This is a genomic window from Streptomyces sp. NPDC104309 (assembly GCF_055584025.1).
Window position 1 is genome coordinate 82,926 of the sequence record NZ_JBVJMV010000013.1, and the last position, 25,742, is coordinate 108,667.

The 25,742-nt window shown below is 70.7% G+C and carries 27 protein-coding genes and 1 pseudogene; 15 read left to right on the top strand and 13 right to left on the bottom strand.

Going from position 1 to position 25,742, the window contains the following annotated elements; translation table 11 throughout:
- Positions 1–207: 207 nt before the first annotated feature.
- Both ACZ68L_RS20435 and trpS read right to left on the bottom strand, forming a co-directional pair.
- Positions 208–1,479: a choice-of-anchor A family protein gene (locus tag ACZ68L_RS20435; protein ID WP_469578843.1), complete on the bottom strand. Its 1,272-nt coding sequence runs from the start codon at positions 1,477–1,479 to the stop codon at positions 208–210.
- Positions 1,480–1,768: 289 nt separating this feature from the next.
- Complete coding sequence (trpS, locus tag ACZ68L_RS20440) at positions 1,769–2,857, bottom strand: tryptophan--tRNA ligase (protein ID WP_469578844.1); 1,089 nt, start codon at positions 2,855–2,857, stop codon at positions 1,769–1,771.
- A gap of 384 nt (positions 2,858–3,241) precedes the next feature.
- Between trpS and ACZ68L_RS20445 the strand changes: the two genes are divergently transcribed.
- Together ACZ68L_RS20445 and ACZ68L_RS20450 are read left to right on the top strand one after the other, a co-directional pair.
- Positions 3,242–4,048, top strand: coding sequence for a MerR family transcriptional regulator (locus ACZ68L_RS20445; RefSeq protein WP_469578847.1), 807 nt, complete (start codon positions 3,242–3,244; stop codon positions 4,046–4,048).
- Positions 4,045–5,031: a BtrH N-terminal domain-containing protein gene (locus ACZ68L_RS20450; protein WP_469578851.1), complete on the top strand. Its 987-nt coding sequence runs from the start codon at positions 4,045–4,047 to the stop codon at positions 5,029–5,031. Before ACZ68L_RS20445 ends, ACZ68L_RS20450 begins: the two co-directional genes overlap by 4 nt.
- A 76-nt stretch (positions 5,032–5,107) precedes the next feature.
- Here ACZ68L_RS20450 and ACZ68L_RS20455 read toward each other — a convergent pair whose 3' ends face one another.
- Positions 5,108–5,518 (bottom strand): VOC family protein, encoded by a 411-nt coding sequence (locus ACZ68L_RS20455; protein WP_469578855.1) that lies wholly within the window; start codon positions 5,516–5,518, stop codon positions 5,108–5,110.
- 160 nt (positions 5,519–5,678) lie between these two features.
- A complete protein-coding gene (locus ACZ68L_RS20460) occupies positions 5,679–5,816 on the bottom strand; it encodes a DUF6126 family protein (protein WP_469578857.1) in 138 nt (45 codons plus the stop codon).
- Between the two features lie 168 nt (positions 5,817–5,984).
- Between ACZ68L_RS20460 and ACZ68L_RS20465 the strand changes: the two genes are divergently transcribed.
- From ACZ68L_RS20465 to ACZ68L_RS20475, 3 genes are all read left to right on the top strand, one after another.
- A complete protein-coding gene (locus tag ACZ68L_RS20465; RefSeq protein WP_469579155.1) occupies positions 5,985–7,073 on the top strand; it encodes an LLM class flavin-dependent oxidoreductase in 1,089 nt (362 codons plus the stop codon).
- Between the two features lie 23 nt (positions 7,074–7,096).
- Entirely contained in the window at positions 7,097–7,750 is a 654-nt protein-coding gene (locus ACZ68L_RS20470) for an FMN reductase (protein WP_469579156.1), read from the top strand.
- Between the two features lie 174 nt (positions 7,751–7,924).
- Entirely contained in the window at positions 7,925–8,347 is a 423-nt protein-coding gene (locus tag ACZ68L_RS20475; RefSeq protein WP_361447478.1) for a universal stress protein, read from the top strand.
- Positions 8,348–8,442: 95 nt separating this feature from the next.
- On the opposite strand, the gene ACZ68L_RS20480 is transcribed toward ACZ68L_RS20475, so the two are convergent.
- Positions 8,443–8,874 carry a hypothetical protein gene (locus tag ACZ68L_RS20480; protein WP_469578861.1) on the bottom strand — a complete coding sequence of 144 codons (432 nt, stop codon included), beginning with the start codon at positions 8,872–8,874 and terminating at the stop codon, positions 8,443–8,445.
- Positions 8,875–8,993: 119 nt separating this feature from the next.
- Here ACZ68L_RS20480 and ACZ68L_RS20485 point away from each other — a divergent pair, with 119 nt between their 5' ends.
- The 4 genes from ACZ68L_RS20485 to ACZ68L_RS20500 all read left to right on the top strand — a co-directional run bounded on the left by ACZ68L_RS20485 (position 8,994) and on the right by ACZ68L_RS20500 (position 13,333).
- Entirely contained in the window at positions 8,994–9,878 is an 885-nt protein-coding gene (locus ACZ68L_RS20485) for a hypothetical protein (protein ID WP_469578863.1), read from the top strand.
- A gap of 210 nt (positions 9,879–10,088) precedes the next feature.
- The gene (locus ACZ68L_RS20490) at positions 10,089–11,036 is read left to right on the top strand and encodes an NADP-dependent oxidoreductase (RefSeq protein WP_469578865.1); all 948 of its coding nucleotides are present in this window, start codon (positions 10,089–10,091) and stop codon (positions 11,034–11,036) included.
- 34 nt (positions 11,037–11,070) lie between these two features.
- Entirely contained in the window at positions 11,071–11,346 is a 276-nt protein-coding gene (locus tag ACZ68L_RS20495) for a DUF2630 family protein (RefSeq protein ID WP_469578867.1), read from the top strand.
- Positions 11,347–11,368: 22 nt separating this feature from the next.
- A complete protein-coding gene (locus tag ACZ68L_RS20500; RefSeq protein WP_469578869.1) occupies positions 11,369–13,333 on the top strand; it encodes an FUSC family protein in 1,965 nt (654 codons plus the stop codon).
- 40 nt (positions 13,334–13,373) lie between these two features.
- On the opposite strand, the gene ACZ68L_RS20505 is transcribed toward ACZ68L_RS20500, so the two are convergent.
- Positions 13,374–13,775, bottom strand: a complete 402-nt coding sequence (locus ACZ68L_RS20505) for an RNA-binding S4 domain-containing protein (protein ID WP_469578871.1) — start codon at positions 13,773–13,775, stop codon at positions 13,374–13,376.
- A gap of 403 nt (positions 13,776–14,178) precedes the next feature.
- Between ACZ68L_RS20505 and ACZ68L_RS20510 the strand changes: the two genes are divergently transcribed.
- On the top strand, positions 14,179–15,795 hold the full coding sequence (locus ACZ68L_RS20510; protein WP_469578873.1) for a VWA domain-containing protein: 1,617 nt from the start codon (positions 14,179–14,181) through the stop codon (positions 15,793–15,795).
- Here the strand turns inward: ACZ68L_RS20510 and ACZ68L_RS20515 are convergent.
- The gene (locus ACZ68L_RS20515) at positions 15,729–16,976 is read right to left on the bottom strand and encodes a sensor histidine kinase (RefSeq protein ID WP_469578875.1); all 1,248 of its coding nucleotides are present in this window, start codon (positions 16,974–16,976) and stop codon (positions 15,729–15,731) included. The two genes, ACZ68L_RS20510 and ACZ68L_RS20515, sit on opposite strands and share 67 nt — an antisense overlap.
- Positions 16,973–17,626: a response regulator transcription factor gene (locus ACZ68L_RS20520; RefSeq protein ID WP_469579158.1), complete on the bottom strand. Its 654-nt coding sequence runs from the start codon at positions 17,624–17,626 to the stop codon at positions 16,973–16,975. Before ACZ68L_RS20520 ends, ACZ68L_RS20515 begins: the two co-directional genes overlap by 4 nt.
- Before the next feature lie 172 nt (positions 17,627–17,798).
- Between ACZ68L_RS20520 and metG the strand changes: the two genes are divergently transcribed.
- Positions 17,799–19,412 carry a methionine--tRNA ligase gene (metG, locus tag ACZ68L_RS20525; protein WP_469578877.1) on the top strand — a complete coding sequence of 538 codons (1,614 nt, stop codon included), beginning with the start codon at positions 17,799–17,801 and terminating at the stop codon, positions 19,410–19,412.
- Positions 19,413–19,489: 77 nt separating this feature from the next.
- Here the strand turns inward: metG and ACZ68L_RS20530 are convergent, their stop codons facing one another.
- The 5 genes from ACZ68L_RS20530 to ACZ68L_RS20550 form a co-directional block, all read right to left on the bottom strand.
- Positions 19,490–20,071: a Uma2 family endonuclease gene (locus ACZ68L_RS20530; RefSeq protein WP_469578879.1), complete on the bottom strand. Its 582-nt coding sequence runs from the start codon at positions 20,069–20,071 to the stop codon at positions 19,490–19,492.
- A gap of 66 nt (positions 20,072–20,137) precedes the next feature.
- On the bottom strand, positions 20,138–20,986 hold the full coding sequence (locus tag ACZ68L_RS20535) for a L,D-transpeptidase family protein (protein WP_469578881.1): 849 nt from the start codon (positions 20,984–20,986) through the stop codon (positions 20,138–20,140).
- Between the two features lie 231 nt (positions 20,987–21,217).
- Positions 21,218–22,150: an intradiol ring-cleavage dioxygenase gene (locus ACZ68L_RS20540; RefSeq protein ID WP_469578883.1), complete on the bottom strand. Its 933-nt coding sequence runs from the start codon at positions 22,148–22,150 to the stop codon at positions 21,218–21,220.
- Positions 22,151–22,222: 72 nt separating this feature from the next.
- The gene (locus ACZ68L_RS20545; protein WP_469578885.1) at positions 22,223–22,420 is read right to left on the bottom strand and encodes a DUF397 domain-containing protein; all 198 of its coding nucleotides are present in this window, start codon (positions 22,418–22,420) and stop codon (positions 22,223–22,225) included.
- Between the two features lie 11 nt (positions 22,421–22,431).
- Positions 22,432–23,283, bottom strand: a complete 852-nt coding sequence (locus ACZ68L_RS20550; protein ID WP_469578887.1) for a helix-turn-helix domain-containing protein — start codon at positions 23,281–23,283, stop codon at positions 22,432–22,434.
- Between the two features lie 216 nt (positions 23,284–23,499).
- On the opposite strand from ACZ68L_RS20550, the gene ACZ68L_RS20555 reads away from it, so the two are divergent.
- The 4 genes and pseudogenes from ACZ68L_RS20555 (at position 23,500) to ACZ68L_RS20570 (ending at position 25,661) form a co-directional block, all read left to right on the top strand.
- Positions 23,500–23,916 (top strand): ATP-binding protein, encoded by a 417-nt coding sequence (locus tag ACZ68L_RS20555; RefSeq protein ID WP_469578889.1) that lies wholly within the window; start codon positions 23,500–23,502, stop codon positions 23,914–23,916.
- Between the two features lie 163 nt (positions 23,917–24,079).
- Entirely contained in the window at positions 24,080–24,283 is a 204-nt protein-coding gene (locus ACZ68L_RS20560; protein ID WP_469578891.1) for a hypothetical protein, read from the top strand.
- A gap of 1 nt (position 24,284) precedes the next feature.
- A complete protein-coding gene (locus tag ACZ68L_RS20565; RefSeq protein ID WP_469578893.1) occupies positions 24,285–24,821 on the top strand; it encodes a DUF6879 family protein in 537 nt (178 codons plus the stop codon).
- Positions 24,818–25,661, top strand: a pseudogene (locus ACZ68L_RS20570) (helix-turn-helix domain-containing protein). Before ACZ68L_RS20565 ends, ACZ68L_RS20570 begins: the two are co-directional and overlap by 4 nt.
- Positions 25,662–25,742: the final 81 nt, after the last annotated feature.

The window sequence follows — 25,742 nt, forward strand, 5'->3', positions numbered from 1 at the left end:
TCGCGGGGGTCAGCCCGCCTGGAACGGCGGCGGGTCACGGGTGTCAGGCCCGCCTGGAACGGCGGCGGGCCGCCACCACTGCGGCGCGGACGACGCCTGAATCATCGCGGCGCTGATCCTGGACGTCGCGGCACGGACGCCTGGCGGTCGGCGGGGTGACGGCAGGGTGCTTACGGGGCCCCGCCCGAGCGGGCGGGGCCCCGGGTGTCACGCCCGCCTGGAGCGGCGGCGGGCCGCCACGACCAGGCCGGTGCCGGCGGCGAGCACCACAGCGGTGCCGATGAGCAGCGGGACCGTGCCGCTGCTGCCCGTCGAGGCCAGGTCGCCACCACCGGCGCCGGGCGCCGTGCTCTGCGACGGGGCGGGCGTGTCCGGCGCGGCGGGTCCGGAGGAACCGGCGGACGGCGTGCCGCTCGCGGGGGGCGGCGTCGCGGAGTCGGACGGCGTGCTGGTCACCGGCGGGGTGGTCCCGGGGGTAGCGCTCGGCGTCGGCGTGGCGGACGGGGTCTTCCCGGTCTCCGGGAGGCAGCCGGTGAAGGGGAAGTGGTGCGTCTCCGCTCCGCCCGAGCCATGCAGCGAGGCCACCCACACGGAGCCGTTGACCGGCGCGCCGGTGCCCAGCTCCAGGTGCGCCCGGGGGGCCAGCACGCTGCCGGGCCAGGCCGCCGAGCTGCTCTTGGTGACCGTGCGGGCCTCGGGGAAGTTCCACAGCAGCCGGGCGCGGACCTTGCCGTCGGAGGCGCTCTGCAGCTTGTCGTCCAGTACGTAGTCCTGGCCGCCCGACAGGAAGAAGCCGGTGGTGCCGGCCTCGGCCATGTCGTAGTTCTCGCCGCTCACATTGACGATCGCGGTCGCGCCCGCCGGGATCTTGAGGTAGACGTCCTTGGCCCGCTCCAGCTGACCGGCCGTCACCTTGAAGACGTTACGGGTGGCGTCGGCGCCCGTCAGGGTGAGCTTCGCGCCGTCCAGCGTCACGTCGGCGCCACCGGTCACCGGCTCCTCGGCCAGCGCGGAGGAGTAGGACCGGAGCTTGGCGAACTCGGCGTCGAAGTCGATCAGCCCGGCGTTCTGGCGGAAGGCGCCGGAGTGCAGCTCGACGGCGCGGTCCCGGACCTGGCCGCCGACGACCGCGTCGCCCTTCATCACCGCGGTGACCGACCCGCCGTTGAGCAGATCGCCGCGGACCACGAGCGAGGCCCGGCCGGGCAGGGCGTCGACCTCCGCCGCCGTCAGCTCGTTGGCGACACTGAAGCCGCCGCGGAAGTCGGCGTTGCCACCGACGGCGACAGCGCCCTCCGCGTCGGGCGTGTGGACGTCGTCACCGAGGACGAACTCGCCGTACTTTCCGGCGATTCCGAAGGCGTCGGTGACGCATCCGGCCGAATCGGCGGGCGCGGCCTGGGCGGCCGGGACGGCCGTGAGGCCGAGGACGAGGGCTCCACCGAGCACAGCTGCTGCGGCGGTTGCGGTTATGCGCATGGGGCTTGATTCTCCCGCGGAGGTGGTTGTAAAGATTCCGTGGTGGCTTTGCCCATAGTTTTCACACCTTGAGATATTGGTCAAGACCAATGCTCGAAATGCTGACGAAGTGCCAGAAAACAGAAATATGTCCGGTTGTCGCCGGGGGTGCCGGTACACGGGGAGCCCGCGAGGCGCGGTGAAGTGCATTCCGGGACACGGGAGCCCGCGAGGCGCGGCGAGGCGCCGGGACACGCGAACCGGCGCGTCCCGGCACCGGAACACCGGGCCTCTGGAGCACGCCAGATGCCTAGAGCAGGCCCCCCATGGCCTCGCGCACCTCCGCCAACGTCGCGTCGGCCACGGCGTTGGCCCGCTCGTTCCCCACCCGCAGCACCGACCGCGCGTACCCCATGTCCCGCGCGTACTCGGCCCGCCGGGCCCGGATCGGCGCCATCCTGCTGTTGACGGCCTCGGTCACGGTCCGCTTGAGAGCGGCGGCGCCGCCCCCGCCGATCTCCTCGGCCACGGTGTGCGGGTCCCGGTCCAGACAGAGCGCGGCCAGCAACACCAGCCCGGACACCCCGGGGCGCCCCTCGGGGTCGTACGTGATGTGGCGCTCGGCATCCGTCTTCGCGCCCTTGATCAGCCGCGCGGTCTCGTCCGCGTCGGCGCCCAGTGCGATGGAGTTGGCGCGGCTCTTGCTCATCTTGCCGCCGTCGGTACCGAGGAGGAGCGGCGCGGCGGAGAGCAGCGCATCCGGTTCGGGGAACACCTCCCCGTACCGCTCGTTGAACCGCCGTGCGACGGTCCGGGTCACTTCGAGATGCGGCAACTGATCCTGCCCGACCGGCACCAGGTTGCCCTTGCAGAACAGGATGTCGGCGGCCTGGTGCACGGGATAGGTGAACATCAGCCCGCTGACGGCGGACTGCCGGGAGTGCGCGATCTCCTCCTTGACGGTGGGATTGCGGTTCAGCTCGGCGACGGAGACGAGGCTGAGGAAGGGCAGCAGCAACTGGTTGAGCGCGGGCACGGCGCTGTGGTTGAAGATCGTCGTGCGTTCCGGGTCGATGCCGATGGCCAGATAGTCCAGCAGCATCCCCTCCATGTGCTCGGAGAGCCGGTCGGCGAGATCCCGGTCGGTGAGCACCTGGTAGTCCGCGATGATCACGAAGACGTCCACCCCGAGGTCCTGGAGCCGGACGCGGTTGTGGAGGGTGCCGAAGTAGTGCCCGAGGTGCAGCGGCCCGGTGGGCCGGTCCCCGGTCATCACCCGGAAGCGGCCGGGGTCCTGCTGGATCAGCCGCTCCAACTCGGCGCTGCGCCGCCGGACGGACACGGCGGCATCGACGACGTCCGCGGTGACGGTGGTGGTTGTGGCGGTGGCGGTGGTCACGGGGGTCTCCTCGCGAATGCTGGTTGCGTGGAGGACGGCCCGTCCGGATCGGCTTCCGTACCCGTGCGAGGGCAGGGAAAAGGGCCGTCCATATCGAACGGCCCTGGTTCCGTGCAGATGAGGCGGCCGCTCCTAGGAGGAGCGCCACCAGTTTCGGCACGGTACGGAGGTCATGGGCCGATGGTAACGCGCACCGGCGGTCCGGTCAGGGCCATTCCCCGTCTCACCGACCGGGTGGCCGGCCCGTTCGCCCACCAGGGCCTGCGCCCACTGCACGCCCCGGACGCCCCGGGCGATGACGACGGCGAAGAGGATCGGGGCGGCCCTGGAGCCAATGGGGACAGCAGTGGACTCTCCCACCGTGGGAGGGTCCACCATGATGGCGTGCAAGAGGAACTTCTCACCATCGGGCGCTTCGCCCGCCTGTGCCGGCTCAGCATCAAGCAGTTACGGCACTACGACGAGATGGGGCTGTTGGCTCCGATCCGCGTGGACGCCGACTCCGGCTACCGCTATTACGTACCTGAGCAGACACGTGATGCCCTGACCATCGCCCTGCTCCGCGAGATGGATCTGCCCCTGGCCGTGATCGCGCGGGCGCTGGCTGCCGAGCCCGAGTCCAGGGCACAGATCCTGCGCGCCGAGCGGGACCGGCTGGCTGAGCGGATCAGCAGGGACCGGGCACGGCTGGGGATGCTGGAGCGGCTGGCAGAAGGGGGCCTGCCCGGCTATGAGGTGACGATCGGCCAGGAGCCGGAGCGACGGCTGGCAGCGGTGCGAGCGGTCTGCACCCCCGCGGAGATCGGGAAGTGCTTCGAGGAGTGCGTAGGCCGGCTGCTGCCCGCCCTCGGCAACGGGGGGATCGCTTGGGAGCCGCCGCTGTGGGGGCTGTACCCGCTGGATCTGGACGAGCGGATGGAGATCGCCGTGGGAGTGCAGACGTCACAGAGACACGAGGAGCGCGGCCTGGAATGCGAGGCGCTGCCCGGCGGGCCCGTCGCCGAGACCGTGCACGTCGGGCCCTATGCCCAGCTGCCCTTGGCCTACAACGCTCTCTTCGCCGCCATCCACGAGCGCGGGCTGCGCCCGAAGGCACCCGTACGTGAGGCCTATCTCGTCGGACCGGCGGAGGCACCGCAGGAAGAACTGACGACCCGGCTGATCATCCCCGTCGAGGAGAGCAGGACATGACCACGGTTGTAGACATCGATGCCCGCGGTATGCGGCACTGCGAGACGACGGCTCTGGGGGTGCTGCTGCGACACCAGGGACTCGATCTGTCCGAGCCCATGCTCTTCGGCCTCGGCTCCGGCCTGTCCTTCATCTACTGGGACGGCAAGAACATGGACTTCCCCTTCCTCGGGGGACGGGTCAAGCCCTTCGAGCTCACCAGAAACCTGGCCGCCGGACTCGGGCTGGAACTCGTGGTCCAGGAGACCGCCTCCCCTCGCAGAGCCTGGGAGAACGTCGCGGCCCCCATCGACGCCGGCCACCCCGTCGGGCTGCAGCTCGACAGCCATTACCTGGACTACTTCGGGTCGAAGGCGCACTTCGGCGGTCATGTCGTCGCCATGTACGGCTACGACGAGCATGACGCCCACCTGGTGGACACCGACCAGCAAGGCGGAACGGTCTCCACCAGCCTGACCAGCCTCGCGCGGGCCAGAGCCGCGCGCGGCCCGATGACCGCCAGGCACCGGTCCTTCACCCTCACCGCTCCGAGGAACCTGCCCTCCCCACACAGCCAGGTCATTCCCGCCATCACCGCCTGCGCGGACGTCTTCCTCAACCCGCCCATCGCCAATCTCGGCCACCGGGGCATCGAGAAGGCCGGCAAGCTGGTACGCACCTGGCTCCGGCGGACCGACGACCCACAGCGGGACCTGCCGCAGGCGGCCCGGCTGATGGAGAAGGCCGGCACCGGCGGCGCCCTGTTCCGTAACCTCTACCGCGACTTCCTCGCCGAATGCACCCAACTGTTCGACAGCAGCCACCTGCGCACCGGCCACGGGCTGTACTGCGAGGCAGCCACCCTGTGGACAGAGGTCGCGGCACTGATCACGAAAGCCGGTGAATCAGGCGATGCGCAGTGCCTCGTACAGGCAGGCACCATCCTCAGCGATCTTTCACGCATGGAGCGCGAGGCCATGCGGGCGCTGAGCCGACTGGCGTGAACAGAAACGGCGTTGGGACGCCGGCCTGAACCCGTCCAGGGGCGAGCCCTGCGCTCGGTGCGCCCTCGCGACCCCGTCAGGAGTTGGACCATCCGCGTCGGCAGAGGACGAGGCGGTACCCGTCCGGGTCCTCGATGGTGACGGCCCACTCGTTCCAGTACGGGTTCGGTGACGCGACCCGCTTGCCGCCGCGCTCCTCCAGCCGCTCCACCATCTCCGCCGGCACCGGCCCGTCCAGATACAGGACGAGCAGGTCCTCGTCGGTGGGGCGGGGGTCGGTGGGGTGGTCGCCACCGTGGACGAGTTCGAGGTGCCAGGACGCGTCCGGGTGGCCCACCATGAGCAGGTCGTGGGTGCCGGGCTCCCGGCCCGCGTCGGCGCGGAACAGGACGTCCAGCCCGAGGCCGTCCGCCCAGAACCTCTCGGCTGCGGCAAGGTCCCGGGACGGTCGGGCGATGCGGACGTGGGACTGTCCGGTGAACGGCATGGCGGCGCCCTCTCTGGCATCGGCGCGCTCGATTGCGCACCGGGGTCCGCAGCGTAGGCGGCCGGCCCGGTCGGCCGCATCGGCGGACGGTCCTGGTTCCCGGGGCCCGGTCCCCTTCTTTACAGCTGCCCCATCACCTCGTCGAACGCCCCCACCCCACTTACTTCTTCGCGTGCTCGCCCACGTAGAAGAGGATCCAGACGAAGCCCGCGAAGAGGTGCGTGGCGAAGACGTACACGAAGACGCGCAGCGCCACGCCGCGCTCCTTCCAGCGCTCGCTCTCGCTTCCCTCGCCCACAGCCCCTGCCTCGCTCCGGCGGAGGCCGCTCCCGGCCTCCGAATTCCGGTCCAGGGTACGCACGCCCCCCGGTCCTCCCCTGCGGAATAGGTCAGGGGGGTGCCCCGTTGTAGGGTGTGTTCATATAGTTCAATGTTCAACCATTCTCAGTTTCTGGAGGCGGGCGCCATGCAGTTCGGGATCTTCACCGTCGGGGACGTCACCACCGACCCGACGACCGGCAGGACACCGAGCGAGCACGAGCGGATCAAGGCCACCCTCGCCATCGCGCAGAAGGCGGAGGAGGTCGGTCTGGACGTCTTCGCGACCGGCGAGCACCACAACCCGCCGTTCGTCCCGTCCTCGCCGACGACCACGCTCGGCTACCTCGCCGCCCGCACCGACCGCATCATCCTGTCCACGTCCACGACGCTGATCACCACCAACGACCCGGTGAAGATCGCCGAGGACTACGCGACGCTCCAGCACCTCGCGGACGGCCGCGTCGACCTGATGATGGGGCGCGGCAACACCGGCCCGGTCTACCCCTGGTTCGGCAAGGACATCCGCCAGGGCATCCCGCTCGCCATCGAGAACTACGCCCTGCTGCACAGGCTGTGGCGCGAGGACGTCGTGGACTGGGAGGGCAAGTTCCGTACGCCGCTGCAGTCCTTCACCGCGACCCCGCGCCCGCTGGACGGCGTCCCGCCGTTCGTGTGGCACGGCTCGATCCGCTCCCCGGAGATCGCCGAGCAGGCCGCGTACTACGGCGACGGCTTCTTCCACAACAACATCTTCTGGCCCATCGAGCACACCAAGAAGATGGTGCACCTCTACCGGCAGCGGTACGCGCACTACGGGCACGGCACCGCCGAGCAGGCCATCGTCGGACTCGGCGGCCAGGTGTTCATGCGGAAGAACTCGCAGGACGCGGTACGGGAGTTCCGCCCGTACTTCGACAACGCGCCGGTCTACGGGCACGGTCCTTCCCTGGAGGACTTCTCCCGGCAGACCCCGCTCACCGTCGGCTCCCCGCAGGAGGTCATCGAGCGGACCCTGTCCTTCCGGGACGCCGTCGGTGACTACCAGCGCCAGCTGTTCCTGATGGACCACGCGGGACTGCCGCTGAAGACGGTCCTGGAGCAGCTCGACATCCTCGGCGAGGAGGTCGTCCCCGTGCTGCGCAAGGAGTTCGCCAGCCTGCGGCCGGCCGGGGTCCCGGACTCCGCCCCTGTCCACCCGGCCGTCGCCGCCCGCACCGCCACGAAGGAGGCCTGACCACTGTGTCCACCACGCCCGGCGTGTTCGCCACCGAACCCCTGAGGATCGTCGCCGTCTCGGCCGGCCTCAGCCAGCCGTCCTCGACCCGGCTGCTCGCCGAGCGGCTGGCCGGCGCCGCCCGCGAGCGGCTGCTGGCCGAGCAGGACCGCGCGGTCGAGGTCCGGGTGATCGAGCTGCGCGACCTGGCCGTAGACATCGCCAACCACCTGGTCACCGGGTTCCCGCCGAGCGCCCTGGACGAGGCGATCAAGGAGGTGACGGAGGCGGACGGGCTGATCGCCGTCTCGCCCGTCTTCACCGCCTCGTACAGCGGACTGTTCAAGTCGTTCTTCGACCTGATCGACAACACGGCGCTGACCGGCAAGCCCGTGGTCATCGCGGCGACGGGCGGCACCGCCCGCCACTCGCTCGTCCTGGAGCACGCGATGCGTCCGCTCTTCGCCTACCTGCGGGCCACCGTCGTACCGACCTCCGTGTACGCGGCGTCGGAGGACTGGGGCTCGTCCGGCGACGCGTACACCGACGGCCTGCCGTCCCGCATCCGGCGCGCGGGCGGCGAGCTCGCGGCCATGGTCGCGGGCGGCCGGCCGGTCTCCGGGGCGTCGAGGGCGCTCGGACTCGACGACACGGTCGTGCCGTTCGAACAGCAGCTCGCCGACCTCCGGCTGGACTGACCGCCGGACCGCCGGAACCTCGGGCCGGGGGGCCACCGGCCCGGCTCCCGGCCCTGGGACCCCGCCACCTGCAGCCCTGTCCGGTTTGACTAGAGTTGGAGCGAAAGATGCGTCGTGCGAGGTTTTCCCGCTCGACGCCTCTGCGCACTGAGCCGAACCGAGCTGGAGGCAGAGATGGGCAGGATCGTGGTGGGCGTTGACGGCTCCGAGTCGTCGATCAAGGCACTGCACTGGGCCGTACGCCAGGCGGAACTGACCGGCGACACGGTGGAGGCGGTCAACAGCTGGGAGTACCCCGCGACCAGCTGGGCGTCCATGATGCCGGGCATGCCGGAGGACTTCGACCCGCAGGCCGTGGCGACCGTGGCCCTCACCGAGACGCTGGAGGAGGCCTTGGGCGCCGAGGGCGCGGCGGCGATCAGCAAGGTCGTGGTGATCGGCAACCCGGCCCAGTCGCTGCTGGAACGCGCCAGGGGCGCGAACCTGCTGGTCGTCGGGGCGCGCGGCTACAGCGGTTTCAAGGCGACCCTGCTCGGCTCGGTCAGCCTCCACGTCACCCAGCACGCGCCGTGCCCGGTGACGGTCGTACGCGACTGAGCACGTCCACGTCCGCATCCACGTGCAGGTCAGTCAGGACATGAGAGCGGGCCCACGCCGAGCGCGGGCCCGCTCTCGTGTGCGATGCGCCGGGGCTACGTCGCCCGCTTCGGGACGGTCACGTCTTCCCGTGTGTAGAAGATGTAGAACGTCGTGATGAACATCCCGAGGCCGACCGCCAGCCCCAGTGCCGAGGACCGCAGCACACTGGAATCGGTCAGCCCGACCAGCAGGCCGATCGCCGCGGCCGTCAGCGCGCCGTACGCCACCGCCCGGACCAGGGGCAGCATGGTGTGCTGGATGCGGCCCAGCCCGAAGCACAGAGCGGCGAGCACCGCCGCGCAGATCAGGCCGTACCAGAACTGCCGGAAGCCGCTCGCGCCGTTGTTGCGGAGGACGAACGAGGCGTAGAGGCCGTACGCCGCGCCGAGCGTGGCGGGAATGGCCCAGGCGAGCGCGCTGTGCCGGTGTGTCCGCGCCCCGGACCGGGCCCGTCGGCGGGACGGCATCGCTGCATGAGTGGCCATGGCGGAGAACTCCTTCCGTCGCCCCTTTTCCCTCCAGAGCACACCCGGCCGTGCCGCCCGGCAACTCGGATGGCGTACGGCCCGGGGCGGGCCGCTTCCGTACGGGATTCCCTGGAGGGATGCGGACGTATCTCTCCAGGGCTCTGGCGGTGGTGGTGCTGGTGCTGCTCGCCGTGCTCGTCCCGCTGAGCGCGCTCGCCGCCTGGGTGGATCTGGAGATCGACAACACGGACCGTTACGTCGCCGCGGTGGCCCCGCTCGCCTCCGAGCCCGAGGTGCGGAACACCGTCAGTGACCTCATCACCGACGCGACGATGAAGCAGATCGAGGCGGGGCCGCTCCAGAGCACCGTGCGCGACTTCCTCCACCAGGCGGTCATGTCCTTCACCACCACCGACGCCTTCCAGAACGCGTGGAACGCCGCCAACCGCACCGCCCACGAGGCCGTCACCGCAGCGCTGAACGGCAACACCGGCGAGGCCGTGACCATCGATCTGGCCCCCGTGACCGAGCAGGTCAAACGGAACCTGCAGGAGAACGGGGTGCCGTTCGCCGACCGGATTCCGGTCCAGCACACCGACATCACGCTCATCTCCGCCGACCGCGCCGACCAACTGCGCCAGAGCTTCCGGTGGCTGCGGGCCGGCAGCGTCTGGCCCGCCGTGGGCACGGTCGTCCTCGCCGTCCTGACCGTGGTCGTGGCCCATGTGCGCGGTGGACCGGGGCGCCGGCGCTCCGCACTCGCCGCGCTCTCGGCCACGGCGGTGACCGGGTTCGGCTTCGCGCTCGGGGCGCTCGTCCTGCGCGCGGCGGTCGCGGTCGCCCGCGCCCGGGTGCTCGCCGAGGTGCCGGACGGCGAGACGGGCGGTGCGGCGGCGGTGTACGACGCGCTGACGAGCTCACTGCGCACGACGGCGTGGATCGTGTTCGGTACGGGGCTGGCGGTCGCGCTGGGCGCGTTGCTCGGGCGGCTGTGGGCGGTACGGCGACGCACGGGTCCGTAACGGACCGTGGCGGCACGGGCCGTACGGACAAGGCCGGGGTGCGACGCGCGGCGGGGGACGGGTGCGCGCCGCAGGCCGTGGCGGGCCTCCAGCAGGGCGGGCCCTTGTCGGCCCGGCGGACAGGCCGAGGCTCGACGTGCGGCGGCGGACCGGCCGGGGAAGAGTGGTTCTCGTGACCGCCGGATCGAGGACGACTGAAAGGTCTTCCGTATGCGAGCCATAGCCGTCGGCGCGTTCCAGGCCGACCCCGAACTGGTCGAGATACCCAAGCCGGAACCGGAAGCCGGTGAGGTGCGGGTCCGGATCGAGTACGCCGCACTCAACCCCTGCGACTGGCAGGCCGCCCGGGACCCCCTGGACGGCCGACTCGCCCCTCGGGTGTTCCCGCTGGTCGTCGGCGTGGACTTCGCGGGCCGGGTGGACATGATCGGCACCGGCGGCAACCGGTTCCGCGTCGGTGACCAGGTCTTCGGCCGAATCCCCGGGCCGGCGACCGGCATGGGTACCTACTGCGACTACGTCTGCGTACCGCAGGACTCCGCCATCACCCTCGTCCCGCCCGGTCTCTCCCTGCGCACCGCCGCGGCGCTGCCGTCCGCCGGGATGGCGGCCGCCCAGATCCTGGAGATCGCTGTGCTCCGCGGCCACGAGAGCCTGCTGGTCATCGGGGCCGCGGGCGGCGTCGGCAGCTGTCTGACCCAGCTCGCGGCGGCCCGCGACGTACGCGTGATCGCGGCCGTGCGCGGCGACGAACGCGGACGGATGGAGGCCCTGGGCGCCACCGCCACGATCGACACCACGGACCGCCCCCTGGAAGCGGCGGTACGGGAGAGCTGCCCGGACGGCGTCGACGCGCTGGTCGACCTGGTCTCCACCACCCCGGACGACTTCGCCGCCCACGCCGCGCTCGTACGCGACCGAGGGATCGCCCTCACCACACGGGGCGTCGCCGCCGGGGCCGCTCTCCCCACGGGCGTGACCGGCATCGACTTCCGGCTCGACCCCTCCCCGGTACTCCTGGACGTCCTGGCCGCGGGCGCCGCCGAGGGCGTACTGCGCGTGCCCATCGACATCGAACTCCCGCTGGAGAAGGCCCCGCAGGCCCTCGACCGCAACCGGACGGGCGGCGCGCGCGGCAAGACCGTCATCGCGCTCTGAAGCCCACGCCGCGCGCACGACCGAAGGAGGCGTCATGGACGACCGGGAACGCGACATCGAGCGCGGCATCGAGCACGACATCATCGACAGCATCGGCGGACTCATCTCTGAGGAGCGGGACCTGCGCAACCGCTCCGACCGGGAATCGGGCCTCACCGATGACGAACGGATCCGCCTGCGTACGGTGGAGGTCCGGCTCGACCAGTGCTGGGACCTGCTGCGACAGCGCCGCGCCCTCAGCGAGTTCGGCGAGGACCCGTCCGCGGCGAAGGTCCGGTCGGCCGCCGAGGTCGAGGGCTACCAGGGCTGACCGAGCGACACAGGGGGACGCGTTGACCGACACGGAGGCCGATTCCGGACGCAGGCGTACCGCCCCACCCCCCTGGCTGCTCAGCGGACTTCGCCCCCAGCCGTCCACCCCCATCGCCCGAGCCGCGGTCGTCCGCGCCTCCATCGCCCTGGCCGCGCCGCTCGCCGTCGGCTTCGCGCTGGACCGGCCCGCGTACGGCGCGCTCGTCTCCATGGGCGCGCTCTCCGGCGTCATCGGCGACACCGCCGACGCATACCGGATGCGCATCCTCAACATCGCCGTACCGCAGCTCTTCGGCGCGCTCGGCATCATGCTCGGCACGCTGGTGTACGGGACCGGCTGGACGGCCGTCGTCGCGCTGACCCTGGTCGGCCTGGTCTCCGGAATGATGTCGACGATCGGCGCCGTCGCCTCCGTGTCCGGGCTGCTGCTCCTGCTCAACGCGGTCGTCGGTGCCGGGCTCCCGATGCCGAACCCCTGGTGGGTGGCGCCGCTGCTGCTGACGGTCGGCGGACTGTTCGTCCTCACCATGACCCTGCTGGCGTGGCCACTGCGGCGGAAACTGCCGGAGCGGGTCGCGGTCGCGGGTACCTACCTCGCGGTCGCCGACCTGCTCGCCGCCGCGGGCACCGACGCCTACGAGGAACGGCGGCAGGCCGTCACCCAGTCCCTCAACACCTCCTACGACCTGATCCTGGCCCGCCGGGCCCGCTACCACGGCCGCAGCGACGCCATGGTGCGGCTGCTCGCCCAGCTCAACGTCGTCATCCCGCTCGTCGAGGCGGCGCCCGCGGTGCATGTCCGCCGCTGCCCGCTCCCGGACGAGATCCCGGCGGCGGTACGTGAACTGGCCGCCGCCGTCGAGGAGAGCCGCACCGGCGGTGCCGAACTCACCCTGCCCGCCCCGGACTCGCCCGCGACCAGGGCGGTCGACGGCGCGCTGCGGCACGCGGCGGTCGTCGTGCACAAGGCCGACCCCGATCCGTACAACGTCGACGACCGGCTCGGCCGCCCCGCCGCGCTCGGGATACGGATCCGGCGGACGACCCGCGACATGCTGCTCTCCGGGGCCTCCTGGCGGTACGGGCTGCGCCTCGCCCTCTGCATCGGCCTGGCGCAGGCACTGACCTCGCTGATCCCGGTACCGCGCTCCTACTGGGTCGCGCTGACGGTCACCTTCGTCCTCAAGCCGGACTTCGGCTCGGTGTTCTCGCGCGCCGTGCTGCGCTCGGTGGGCACGGCGGCCGGTCTCGTGATCGCCGCACCGGTGCTCGCCGCGGTACCGATCGGCTGGTGGGACGTGCCGGTCATGGTGGTGCTCGCGGCGCTGATCCCGGCGCTCACGGCGAAGGGGTACGCCTTCCAGACTGCGGCCATCACCCCGGTCATCCTGCTCCTGTCCGACCTGCTGAACCACCAGGGCTTCCACCTGGTCTGGCCGCGCTTCCTGGACAGCCTGATCGGCTGCGCCATCGTGCTGGTGGCGGGCTATCTGCTGTGGCCGGAGAGCTGGCACGTCCGGGTCGGGCACCGGCTGGCGGACGCGGTCACGGACATCGCCGGCTACGTGGCGTGCGCGTTCGAGCCCGGCGGCTCCGGCGACCGGGCGGAACGGGTGCGGGCCCGGCGCCGCATCTACCGCGATCTGTCGGTCGTACGCTCCGAATTCCAACGCGCCCTGACCGAGCCGCCCCCGGTCGGCACCCGGGCCGCCGCGTGGTGGCCGCTGGTCGTCGCGGTCGAACGCATCGTGGACGCGACGACGGCCGCCCGGGTCCGCGTCGACCACGGCGCACCGGAGCCGCCCGCCGCGGAGGTGGCCGAGGTCCAGCGGCAGTTGCGGGAACTCGCGGACGGCATCCGTGCGAGCGAGGTCCTGGTCGGCGTGCGCGCCGACCTGCCGGGCGACGAGGAGGGGGTACTGGCTCCGCTGCGCCAGGAGGTCGCGGCGGCACGCGCCATCGCGTCACCGCAGCCCCAGCCGTAGCGGCGGTCGTCGCCTCCCCGTGCCCTCGCGGGGCCGGCCGTCAGTCCGTCGGGCCCGGTCCCCGCAGCCGCTCCATCTCCCGTCGGTCCCGCTTCGTCGGCCGCCCCGCGCCCCGGTCCCGTACCGGAACCTGGATCGCCGCCTCGCGTGGCGGCGGGGGCGGACTGTTGTCGACGAAGCACTCCGCCGCCACCGGAGGGCCGACCCTCTTCTTGACGAGCTTCGACACGACGACGATCCGGTCCCGGCCCGCGTGCCGGAGCCGTACCTCGTCGCCGACGCGCAACGCCTGGGCGGGCTTGGCACGCTCGCCGGCGACCTTCACATGACCTGCGCGGCAGGCGGCAGCGGCCTGCGAACGGGTCTTCGTCAGCCGGACCGACCAGATCCAGACGTCGACCCGAACGCTTCCCTCCGCCTGCGGCGCCTCACCGGAAACCATGCAACCGACTCTAGTGCGGCACACGCGTGGGGTCAGGCCGGAGCGGGTCGGGGCGGGAGCGGGTCGGGCCTGGATCGGTCCAGGCCGGGATCGGCCGAAGTCGCCAATGGCCCCACCTGAGTTACGGCTGTCCACCTCACGCCCCACGCGCGTGCGCAGGGCGGAACAACGATGTGACTGACCGTTTGTCAGACACATCGGCCACTCATACCGGCAAGGCGACCCGGGACCGAACAGGCCGCAGGACTCGGCCCGAGCTCGGTTGCGGCACAGTTGTCCCACGGGCGGGCCGCGCCACCGAACGGCCGGATCCGGCCGCTAACCTTACGTATCCGTCCTGGCCAGGGATGAATCCCGCAGGTCGGACATTTATCGCACCCAACTCACGCGAAAGGCCTCGCCCATGGGCATTCGGAGCTTGCTGCGCAAGGTGTTCGGCCGCGACCGCGCGGAGCAGGACGCGTCGGCGCCGGCGCCGACGGCCACAGTCCCGCCCCAGACCGAACGCACCGCGTCCGCGGGGTCGGAGCCGGTCGCGGTCACGGTGGACGAGCCGGCTGCGGAGACCGCCTCGGTGCGCGAAACCGCCCCGGTCGCCAAGGCCTCGGTCCCGGCCCCCGCTTCTCCCCGGTCCACCATCGGCGACAGCGGCCTGGCGTCGGACCTGGTGGCGGCGGCCTTCGACAAGGCGTCCCTCCCCACGGTCCCGGCACAGGGCTCGGCCCCGAAGTCGAAGCCGGTGAAGCCGGCGGAGGCCACAGTCACCGCACCGGAGGCCGACGAGGCCGAAGTCGCGGAGCCGGAGAAGCCGGAGGCCGAGGTCACGGAGCCGAAGGTTTCCGACGCCGAACCGGTGGCCGCGAAGGCCGACGAGGCCGAGGTCACGGAGCCGGTCACCGAGGAGCCGGCGGCCACGCCCGCCGCCGCGGAGGCCGAGACCACGCCCGAAGCCGAGCCGAAGCCCGAGCCCGTCGCCGCCGAGGCCCCCGCCGAGCCCGCCCCGATCACCATCGAAATGGACCCGGAGCCCGAAACGGAACCGGAGCCCACGGCCGACCCGGAACCCGAAACGGAACCCACGCCCGCGCCTGCGCCCGCACCCGCGGCCGACGCCACGCCCGACCCGGAGCCCGAACCGGAACCGGAGCCCGCGCCCGCGCCTGCGGCCGACGCCACGCCCGAGCCGGAAGCGGAGCCCACATCCGCACCCGAACCCGCAGCCGACACAACCCCCGAAGCAGCCCCCGAATCCGCACCGGCACCCGAATCAGCACCGGCGCCGGCCGCCGAAGCCGCTTCGGCCGCCGAAGCCGCACCGGCCGCCGCCGACAAGCCCGCCGTCCCCCTCGCGCGGGTCAAGTCCCGTGCCCCCGGGCTCGTCGACTCGTACAAGGCCGCTCAGGGCGGGCTGAAGGCGCACGGGCTGACCGGGCTGCGCGCCACCGTCTACCTGGTCCTCGACCGCTCCGGCTCCATGCGGCCGTTCTACAAGGACGGCAGCGCCCAGCACCTGGGCGACCGCACCGTGGCCCTCGCCGCGCACCTGGACGAGAGCGCCACTGTCCCCGTCGTCTTCTTCTCGACGGACATCGACGGCACCGGCACGGTCGACCTCGCCGCCCACGAGGGCCGGATCGACGAACTCAACGCGGGCCTGGGCCGCCTCGGCCGTACGAACTACCACCGCGCCGTCGAAGAGGTGGTCGCGCACTACGAGAAGTCGGAAGCGACCGGTCCGGCTCTCGTGATCTTCCAGACGGACGGCCCGCCGGACGCCAAGCAGGCCGCCAAGCAGGCGCTCGCCGATGCCGCGCGGCTGCCGCTGTTCTTCCAGTTCGTCGCGTTCGGCGAGGAGGACGCGAAGGGCTTCGACTTCCTGCGGAAGCTGGACGTCCCGAACGCCGGGTTCTTCCACGCGGGCCCCGCCCCCCGCGAGATCGCGGACACCACGTTCTACCGTGAGGTCCTCGCCGCCCTCCCCGCCTGGATCGCGGACCGCGAAGCGGCGACCGAGGGCTGATCCGCCGGCAGGCGTACGGTCACGGCGAGCCCGCCCTCGGGGCCCGGCACCGCCGTGACCGTACCGCCGTGGGCCACAGCGATAGAACGTACGATCGAAAGACCGAGGCCCGAGCCCGGTCCCATCCGGTCCTTGCCCTCACCCCGCCGGAACGGCTCGAACAGCCCGGGGATGTCCGCCGCGTCCACCACGGGCCCGGTGTTGCGCACCTCCAGCAGCGCCCCGCCCCCGGCCGTCACCAGGGACACCTCCACCGTCCCGTCCGGCACGTTGTACGTGACGGCGTTGGCCAGCAGATTCGCCACCAGCTGGGCGAGCAGCATCCGGTTCCCCCGCACCGCACAGGGTGCGGCGTCGGCCTTCACACCGGGGTGCCGGGCCGTCTCCTCCGCCACCACCTGCGCGAAATCCACCGCTTCCCGCTCGCCCGTCGCCAGCCCGCGCTCGCTGCGCGCCAGGACCAGCAGCCCCTCGATGAGCCGTTCGCTGCGCCGGTTGTTGTCCAGGAGCGTCTGCCGGGTCCGTACGAGATCGTCGGGGGACGGGTCGTCCAGGCCGATCTGGATGGCGGCCCGCTGGGTGGCGAGCGGTGTCCGCAGTTCGTGGGAGGCGTTGGCGATGAACCGGCGCTGGCTGTCGAACGCCTTCTCCAGCCGGGCCAGCAGCGCGTCGAGCGTGTCGCCGAGCTCCCTCAGCTCGTCGTCGGGGCCACTGGACGCGATCCGTTCGTGCAGGGTGTGCTCGGACAGCCGGCGCGCCTTGGCCGTCATGGCGTGGACGGGCCGCAGCACCCGGCCCGCGGTCCACCACCCCACGCCGACCGCGCAGGCCGTCATGACGAGCAGCGCGGCCGCGGACCAGACGAGCAGCTCGTGACCGGCCGCGTCGCTGACGTGGTCCGTGAGGTCGTAGACGGTGGGCGGTCCGAGACTTCGCCGGGTGACGAGGGGGCCGTTCACCGCGTATCCGGGCTGGACGACCGCGGCCGTGCGGGCGATGGCGCGCGCCTGGGAGTCCGTGCCCGCGCGCGAGGCGAGGTTGACGGTGGCGAGCAGCGCCGTCCCGAGCACCAGGAACACCCCGCCGTACACGAGCGCTATCCGGGTCCGGATCGTGGAGTGCTGGACGTGCGGGACGCGAGCGGCGCGCAGAACGCGCGGGAGGCGTGGCGGGCGCTTCACAGGGCGTACCCCACGCCCTGAACCGTACGGATCAGGGCGGGCTCACCGAGCTTGCCGCGCAGCTTGCTCATGCAGACGCGGACGGCGCCGGTGAACGGATCGGCGTTGGCGTCCCAGGCCCGCTCCAGCAGCTCCTCCGCGCTGACGGTCCCGCCGTCGGCCTCCAGCAGCAGCTGGAGCACCGAGAACTCCTTCGGCGAGAGGTCCAGCTCCCGCCCCTCCCGGCAAGCGGTGCGCCGTACGGTGTCGAGCCGGATGCCGTGCCGCTCCAGCTGCGGCGGTACGGGGCGGGCGCTGCGCCGCCGCAGCGCCCGTACCCGCGACACCAGCTCGGGGAACTCGAACGGTTTGCCCAGATAGTCGTCGGCGCCGAGATCGAGCCCCGCGACCCGGTCCTCCATGGACCCGGCGGCGGTGAGCATCAGGATCCTGGTCCGGGACCCGGAGGCGACCAGTCCGCGTGCCACGTCGTCGCCGTGCACCCGTGGCAGGTCACGGTCGAGAACGACGACGTCGTAGTCGTGCAGTCCCAGGTAGGCGAGGGCTGCGTCCCCGCTGTAGACCGTGTCGACGGCGAACCCCGCCCGCCGCAGCCCGGTGGCGACCAGCTCCGCCAGGATCTCCTCGTCCTCGGCGACCAGTACCCGCATCGTGATGTCCCCTGCCTCGTTCACGCGTGTCCACTCCCTCCCAGGATGCGTCTTTGCTACGGGAAGGGATGTTTCGCAAAGGTCTCCGCAGGGGGCGCCACAGGGGTCTGCGCACCCGGGACCCGGTTTATCGGTGTGAGTCGATCTTCCGCAGGCCGTTAGGATTTCGACCATGGCGGCCACTGGATCCGAGAAGCAAGGGGGCGACGGCGTGAAGAGTTTCTACGTATCGACCCCCATTTACTACGTCAACGACGCTCCTCACCTGGGCCACGCCTACACGACCGTCGCAGGCGACGTGCTCACGCGCTGGCACCGCCAGCGCGGCGAGAAGGTGTGGTACCTCACCGGCACGGACGAGCACGGTCAGAAGATCATGCGCACGGCCGAGGCGAACGACGTCACCCCCCAGGCCTGGTGCGACAAGCTCGTCGAAGAGGCGTGGAAGCCCCTCTGGGAGCACCTGAACATCGCGAACGACGACTTCATCCGTACGACGGAGAAGCGGCACACCGACCGGGTGCAGGAGTTCGTGCAGGACCTGTACGACAAGGGCGAGATCTACAAGGGCGGGTACGAGGGCCCGTACTGCGTGGGCTGTGAGGAGTACAAGCTCCCCGGCGACCTCATCGAGGACGAGAACGGCGTCAAGCTGTGCCCGATCCACAAGAAGCCGGTGGAGATCCTCAAGGAGGAGAACTACTTCTTCAAGCTGAGCGCCTACGGCCCGAAGCTGATGGAGTTCTACGCGAACAACCCCGGCTTCATCCAGCCCGAGTCCGCCCGCAACGAGGTCGTGAACTTCGTCAAGCAGGGCCTGCAGGACCTCTCCATCTCCCGTTCGACGTTCGACTGGGGCGTCCCGGTGCCGTGGGACGAGAAGCACGTCATCTACGTGTGGGTCGACGCCCTGCTGAACTACGCCACGGCGGTCGGCTACGGCGCCAACCAGGAGAAGTTCGACGGGACGTTCCCCGCCGATGTGCACCTGGTCGGCAAGGACATCCTCCGTTTCCACGCGGTGATCTGGCCCGCGATGCTGATGGCGCAGGGGCTGCCGCTGCCGGGCCGGATCGCGGCCAACGGCTGGCTGATGGTCGGCGGCGAGAAGATGTCGAAGTCGAACCTGACCGGCATCAAGCCGCAGGACCTGACCTCGCACTTCGGCGTGGACGCGTACCGCTGGTACTTCCTGCGCGCCATCGCGTTCGGCAGCGACGGCTCGTTCTCCTGGGAGGACTTCTCCGCCCGCTACACCTCCGAGCTCGCCAACGACTACGGCAACCTCGCCTCCCGCGTCGCCGCCATGGTCGGCAAGTACTTCGGCGGGGCGCTCCCCGAGGCCACCGCCGCGGGTGACGCCGAGAAGGCGGTCCAGGAGGGGCTGGCGAAGGCCGTCGCCACGGCCGACGAGAAGATCGGCGAGGAGCTGGACTTCCAGGCCGGCATCCTGGCGATCTTCGACTTCGTGAAGCAGGTCAATGGCTACATCACGGAGCAGGAGCCCTGGAAGGTCGCCAAGGACACGTCCCCGGAGGGCCAGGCCCGCCTTGCGACGATCCTCTACACGGCCGCCGAGTCGCTGCGCGGTGTCGCGGTCCTGCTGAACGCCGTGATGCCGGAGACCTCGCAGCAGCTGTGGGACTCCCTGGGCGCCGAGGCGTCCCTGGGCGCGCTGTCCGACCAGCGCGTGCAGGACGCGGGCACCTGGGGCCGGCTCCCGGCGGGCACGACGGTGACGAAGGGCGCGGTGCTGTTCCCGCGCCTGGAGGAGAAGCCGGCGTAACCGGATCCACGCACGGAGAAGGGCCGGGACCGCACGACTCGGGTTCCGGCCCTTTCCGCTGCTCCGCCGCTTCCGGGTCAGCGGACCCAGTTCTTCAGCGGCTCGGTGTCCAGCTCGATGCCCACGGGGTCGGGGAGTTCCACGGACTTCCCGTACGGCACCGTCGCCACTTGCTCGTACCGCACGCCGTCGGGCTGCGAGTGCACCTTGACCTCGCAGGTGTCGCGGTCGATGAGCAGATAGACGGGAATGCCGGTCTCGGCGTACGCACGCGGCTTCTCGACGCGGTCCCGGCGGTCGGTGTCCTCGTCGTACGAGGTGACCTCGACGACCATCAGGACGCCGTCGGGACTGGCCCACTCGCCCTGGCCGACGAAAGCACCGCTGTGGGCGAGCACACCATCCGGGCGGGCATTGCCCTTACGGTACGTCTCGATCCGGAGCCCCTGCTCGGCATAGAGCCAACGCCCCGGATCGGCCTGCATGCACAGCCGCGTCAGCCACTCGATGATCCGCCCGTGGTCCCCGTCCGGCACAGCCTTGACCCCCAGTTTCCCGTTCACGAACTCCAGACGCAGCGCTTCGTCGGCACGTATGGCGTGACGGGCGAGGTCCTCGAAGACCTCCTGGGTCAGCACACTCTCCTCAACCACACTCATCACTGCCTCCTGAAGGAAACCGGGCTGCGTCCAGCGTACGGGCGCCCCACCCGGCCCGTACCCGGTTCACCGCTCCAGCGCCTCCACGTCCCCCATCACGACGACCGGCTTCTTCTGGGGGTCGAGAAGGCGGAGCAGTTCCCTCATCCGGTCCTCGGGGAGGGAGATGCAGCCCTGGGTCGGGCCGCCGTGGTCCGCATGGATCCAGATGCCGCCACCCCGTTCCTTGCCCAGCGGACGCTCCGGGTCCAGGGGGGAGGTGCCGGGGGTCCGGTTGTAGTCGACGGCGACGACATAGTTGAAGGAGCCTTCGAGGGACTCCCCGTCGAACCCCTCGCCGCTCACGGCGAACGACGGGCTCTGGTTGTACGGGAACATGGTGCCCGGGGGTTCGAGCAGGCCGCCCGCGGCTGTCAGCCCGTAGACCCCGACCGGGGTGCGGAGGTCGTCCTCCCAGTGCTCGTCCGTCCAGCCGTTCAGGGCGTTGCGGGCCGGCCAGCGGTCCGTGGCCGCGCGCCAGCCCCGGGCGGGATCGTCACGGGTGTAGAGGACCGCGGTGGACAGGCTGGAATTGTAGAAATCGCCGGAAATGACGAGCGCCTGCCGGGAGTCCGCCGGGACCTCGGCCCGCATCTGCGGCCCCAGCGCGGGGATCTCCCGGGGACGGAGGCGTGGGGCCGCCGGGGCGGGAGCGGCCTTGCCCCGTATCCCCTCGGCCTGCGGCCCCCCGACACCGGCGGAGGCCGAGGCGGAGGCCGAGGCGGAGGCCGAGGCGGAGGCCCGGACCTTGCGGGTGGCGATGTCGGATTCGGAGGTGTTGTCGCAGGCGGTGAGCAGCAGGATCGCGGCGACGCAGGTGCCGGCGCGGACGGCGTACGGGGGACGCCGGGCGGCCGACGGACGGGATATGGACACGGGCACTCCTCAGCGGTCGTGGACGCAGGCTGTTCAGGCGGGCTCCCCGTCACGCTTCGTCCCGCCGGAATCCAGTTAACGCCGCGACTCGCCGACGCGAATCCGCACGAGGGCCATACGGCCGTACCACCCGCAGGGCACCCCTGCGCGAAGGGCCCGGAACCGCTGGTCGTCCACGCGGGTTCCGGGCCCTTCGTCTCCGTCGGGGGAGAGCAGGCGGCTGAGGCCCGGTCAGAGGTCCGTGCCGTCGTGCGTCTCGTCCGGGTCCACGCCCATCGTGATCGAGCCGACGACACCGCGCGCCATGTGGCGCTTGCGGTAGGAGAGCTTCATCAGCCCGCCAGTGACCCCGCTCCGGTCGTAGATGGTGTCCTCGGTGAGGGTGGTACGGGTGGTGGTGCTGGTCGAGTACGGCTCGATCTCCGCCGAGTCGAGGACCGCCGACTCCGCGAAGAAGAACTGCCCCGTGTGGCAGGTGTGCCCGCCCTCGTACCCGGCGTCGGTCATCTTCCCGCCGACGTGCACCTTGGTGTGGATGTGCACGCAGCGCCCCTGGTACCAGCCCGGGAAGATCGTCCTGAAGTCCACGTACCCGTGTTTGTCGGTGAGCTGGGTGCCCCTCAGGTACCGCGCGTCATCGGTGGGCTCACTGTGCCCGCCGCCGGGTGCGCCGCCGGGACCGCCGGACGGGGGAGCGCCGGTGGGGGCGTCGGTCGGCGCACCGGTCGGCGGCGTGCCCCCGTCGCCGGGGCCACCGGGTCCCCCCGGCCCGCCGGAGCTCATCGCCTCGTAACCCGAGTAGACGCCGAGCGCGTCGCAGTGCCAGATGTCGACGGCCGCGTGCGCGACCGGCCTGCAGGTGTCGGAGTCGATCACCTTGAGCCGGAGGGTGAGCGGGATGCCCTCCTTGTCCTCGGTGATGTCCTTCCGGAACTTGTCGGCGTCGATGTAGTACGGCCCCTCGGTGGTCTCCGAGGTGAGCCGGTAACACGCCTCGCCGTGTCCGCCCCCGGACTTCTTGGCACCGGTCGTGTCTTCATCGGCCGAGGCACTGGCAACGGCGCCCGCCCCGATCCCGGCGGCCACGATCACCGCCCCTCCGGCGAGCACCACCCGGCGGCGGGACATGTCCTTCTTGTGTGCGGGCCCTTGAGTCTCTGTCATGAACGCCGAGGCTAGACAGGGAAGTTGAGAGACAGGTGGGTGTGAGCTGTGAGTTGCTGTGAGCTCCGGACGTCACGCCTCGCCGAGCCGCCCACCCTTCACGCCACTCAGGAGCCGGTCCAGCTGGGCCGGGGTGATCGCCAGCTCCGTACCGGGGTCGTCGCTCTCGCGGAGCCGTATCAGGCCTTCGGTGGCGGCGAGTTCGACGCAGTTGGAGGAATCGCCCCCGCCCGAGAACGAGGACTTCTGCCACACGATTCCCTTTGTCATGCCGGGACCTTTCACATGCTCCGCACAAGGCGATGGATGAAGTCCCTCGACTCTATGACGCCCAACGAGACCGTCTCCAGCTTGCGCAGGACCTCGCGGTAGCGGCAGAGCTGTGCATGCGCGTCAAGAAATGCGCCGCCGTGCGGGGTGTCCAGGAGCACGGTGTCGAGCGACGGCACCGGCCCGCCCGCATACACCAAGGGATCCCCCATTCCTGCGAACCCGTCCAGGTCGAAGGGAATGACCCGCACCGTCACCTGCGGCAGCTCGGACTGGTCCAGGACGTGCAGAAGCTGGCCTCGCGCGACCTTGTCGTCGGCGACCCTGATCCTCAGAGCAGCTTCGTGAATCACCGCTTCGTAATGGCCCATCCGCCCCTCGGCGAGAGCCTCCTGCCGCCTCAGCCGGAACCGCACCCGCACCGCCAGTTCCTCCTCGGACAGCGCCGGCACCGTCGCGGAGAAGATGGCCCGGACCTGCTGCTCCGTCTGCAACAGCCCCGGCACATGCACGGTCTCGAAGTTCTTCACCCAGGCGGCATGGTGCTCAAGCTCGGCCAGGTCCAGGTATCCGGAGGGCACCTGTTCCCGGTACTCCTCCCACCATCCGCGTACGCGCTCGACAGCCATGCCCGCCAGGGCATCGATCAGCGCGACATCGTCACACGCGTAGTGGCTGGCCAGGTGGCGCACGCGCTCAGCACTGACACCGACCCTGCCCGCCTCCATGCTGGACATCTTGCTCTCGGCCACGCCCATGGCCCTTGCGGCATCACGACCGGTCAGACCAGCCCGCTCCCGAAGCTTGCGCAACTCGGCCCCCAAGCGTTCCTGGCGTGCCGTGATGACGCTCCTACCGGGCATGTTGCCTCCCATTCAGGCGAGTTGACCGTATGAGTATCACAGCTCCGCTTGACCGGGGGAAAGCTTTACCCCTACCTTCAGTGACGTGCCGCACACGCTGCGAAACGCCGGGACCCCGGAAGCGCACCGCCCCGCCCTGCCATGACGGGTACGACATGCCACCGCCCGCAGTACGCCGCGCCCCACAACTACCCGCGCACCAAACGGAGTTCCCGTATGCCGAACTCGCCTGTGAGTACCGACGCCCCCTGGGAGTACACGCTGTACATCCCCCACGACCCCCGCGCGGTCACGGTCTCCCGCCGCACTCTGCGTCTGATCCTCACCCTGCACGATCTGCTCCCCCTCTCCGAGACCGCCGAACTCGTCGCCGGCGAACTGGTCGGCAACGCGGTACGCCACACCAAGGGCCCGGCCGCCTTACGTCTGCGCTGGGCGGGCCGCGTACTGCGCATCGGCGTCTGGGACGCGGACCCGACCCCACCGACGCCACCGCTCCACCCCTCCGTGGAAGCCGAAAGCGGACGCGGCCTCGACCTGATCCGCAACTGCACTGACGGCTGGGGCTGGTATCCACTCAGCAGCAGCGGCGACTCCGGCAAGTTCGTCTGGTGCGAACTACTGGCTTCGTAACGTTCAACCATGCGGCGTCACACAGCTCGGCTGCAGGGTGGTGACCCGCCGTTGCGAGCAATCCGGCGACCGTAGGACAGATCCGCAATCTGCCGCAATCCCCACACGGGTGTCGACCATCCGTCGCATCCTGGTCGTTCAATCAGCGCAGATAGAGGGCGACATGACACTCAAATTCATCGGCACCACCAGTGACGACGGTGATTGCCCCACCCTTTACGAGGTCGAGGAGACCGGCGACATCGTCGTCCAGGGTGACAGGCTCACCGACCCCGAGCACCTGGCGCAGCTCCGCGACGTGAAGTCTTCGGAGACGTTCGTTGTGATCCCCCGGGAACTTCTGACCCGCTTCGCGTCCAAGGAGTGACATGCCGGACCTGACACCCTTCAAGGAGGCCGCGCACCTCTTCGAGGACTTCGAACACACCGCTTGGCGGCTGGAGACACGCCGAGGCTACGCGTCCGACCGTAACGGGCCGAACTGGAGCCGCTGGCGGAGCGGCGAGGACGTCAGCCAGGACCCGCCGGACGCCTGGCGGCAGAATGTAGCAGTGAAGACAGCTGCTGGGGCACGGTTCGAGCGGGTGCGCCTGGTCGACGACCCGCCCACTCCTGGACAGCAGTTCCTTCTCGCGCGAGCGCCCAGGAACGTGGCAGCGGGTGAGGACATCCGCAACCTCTACCGAACAGACGCCGCCCGGATCGGCCTGCCGGACTACGACTTCTGGCTGTTCGACTCCCGCACCGTGATGCGATTCGTCTTCGATGACGACGACACCACTCTGGGCGTGGTGCTCACGGACAACCCGGCCGAGGTGCTGTCAGCGTGCCAGGCCCGCGATGCCGCTTGGCATCATGCGATTCGTACCGCCGACTTCGCCAGGGCGGTACGTTCCAGCGTGTGAGCACCGACTTTCAATCCGCTCGGGTCGCCCTCGGTGCGCGGCTCCGTGAGCTGCGCACCGAAGCCGGCTTTGACGGCAAGGGCGTAGCTGAAGTGCTCGGGCTGGCAGCGCTCGAAGGTGTCGCGACTGGAGAACGGGAAGCAGACCCCTTCGGCCACTGATCTCGTGGCTTGGTCGCGGGCAGTGGGACGCCCCGAGTCATTCGAAGAGCTGAAGGGGCGCCTGGCCGGGCTGGAGACTCAGTACCGCTCCTGGCGTCGGCAACTGGCCGGAGGTCACCGGGCCCGGCAGGAGCTGGCCATCGCGGAAACAACGGCGACGCGGGTGATTCGAGGGCTGGAAGTCTCCCGCATTCCTGGTCTGTTCCAAACGGCGGACTACGCCCGGCACGTGTTCCAGGCGAACGCGGAATTCCGGCAGTCCCCCCGGGACATCGAGGACGCTGTGCGAACCCGCATCCGCCGCCAGGATGTGTTGTATGAGCGGGGCCGTCAGTTCCGGTTCCTCGTCTGGGAGGGTGCCCTCCACGTCCTCACCTGCCCGCGCGAGGTCATGGCCGCACAGCTTGAGCGGCTTGCAGGTCTGATCGGCCTCGACACGGTCGAGATCGGTATCGTCCCGTTCGGCGTGCAACTGCGGCGGGCTCCGACCCACGGATTCTGGATCTACGACCAGCGACTCATCATCATCGAGACGATCAATGCCGAAATGTGGCTCGACGACGAGGAGAACATCGCCTTGTACGAGCGAGCATGGAACTGGCTGTCCGAGGCCGCGGTTCACGGCCCGCAGGCGCGGCGTCTGATCGGCCGGGCAAGGGCCTCTTTGGACCTCGCCTGAGCAACCGCACCCAACCCGCAGACCAGCGTGCGCAATCCCACGCAATCGGCGGGCACGGATACTGCCGGCGTCCCTACGGTG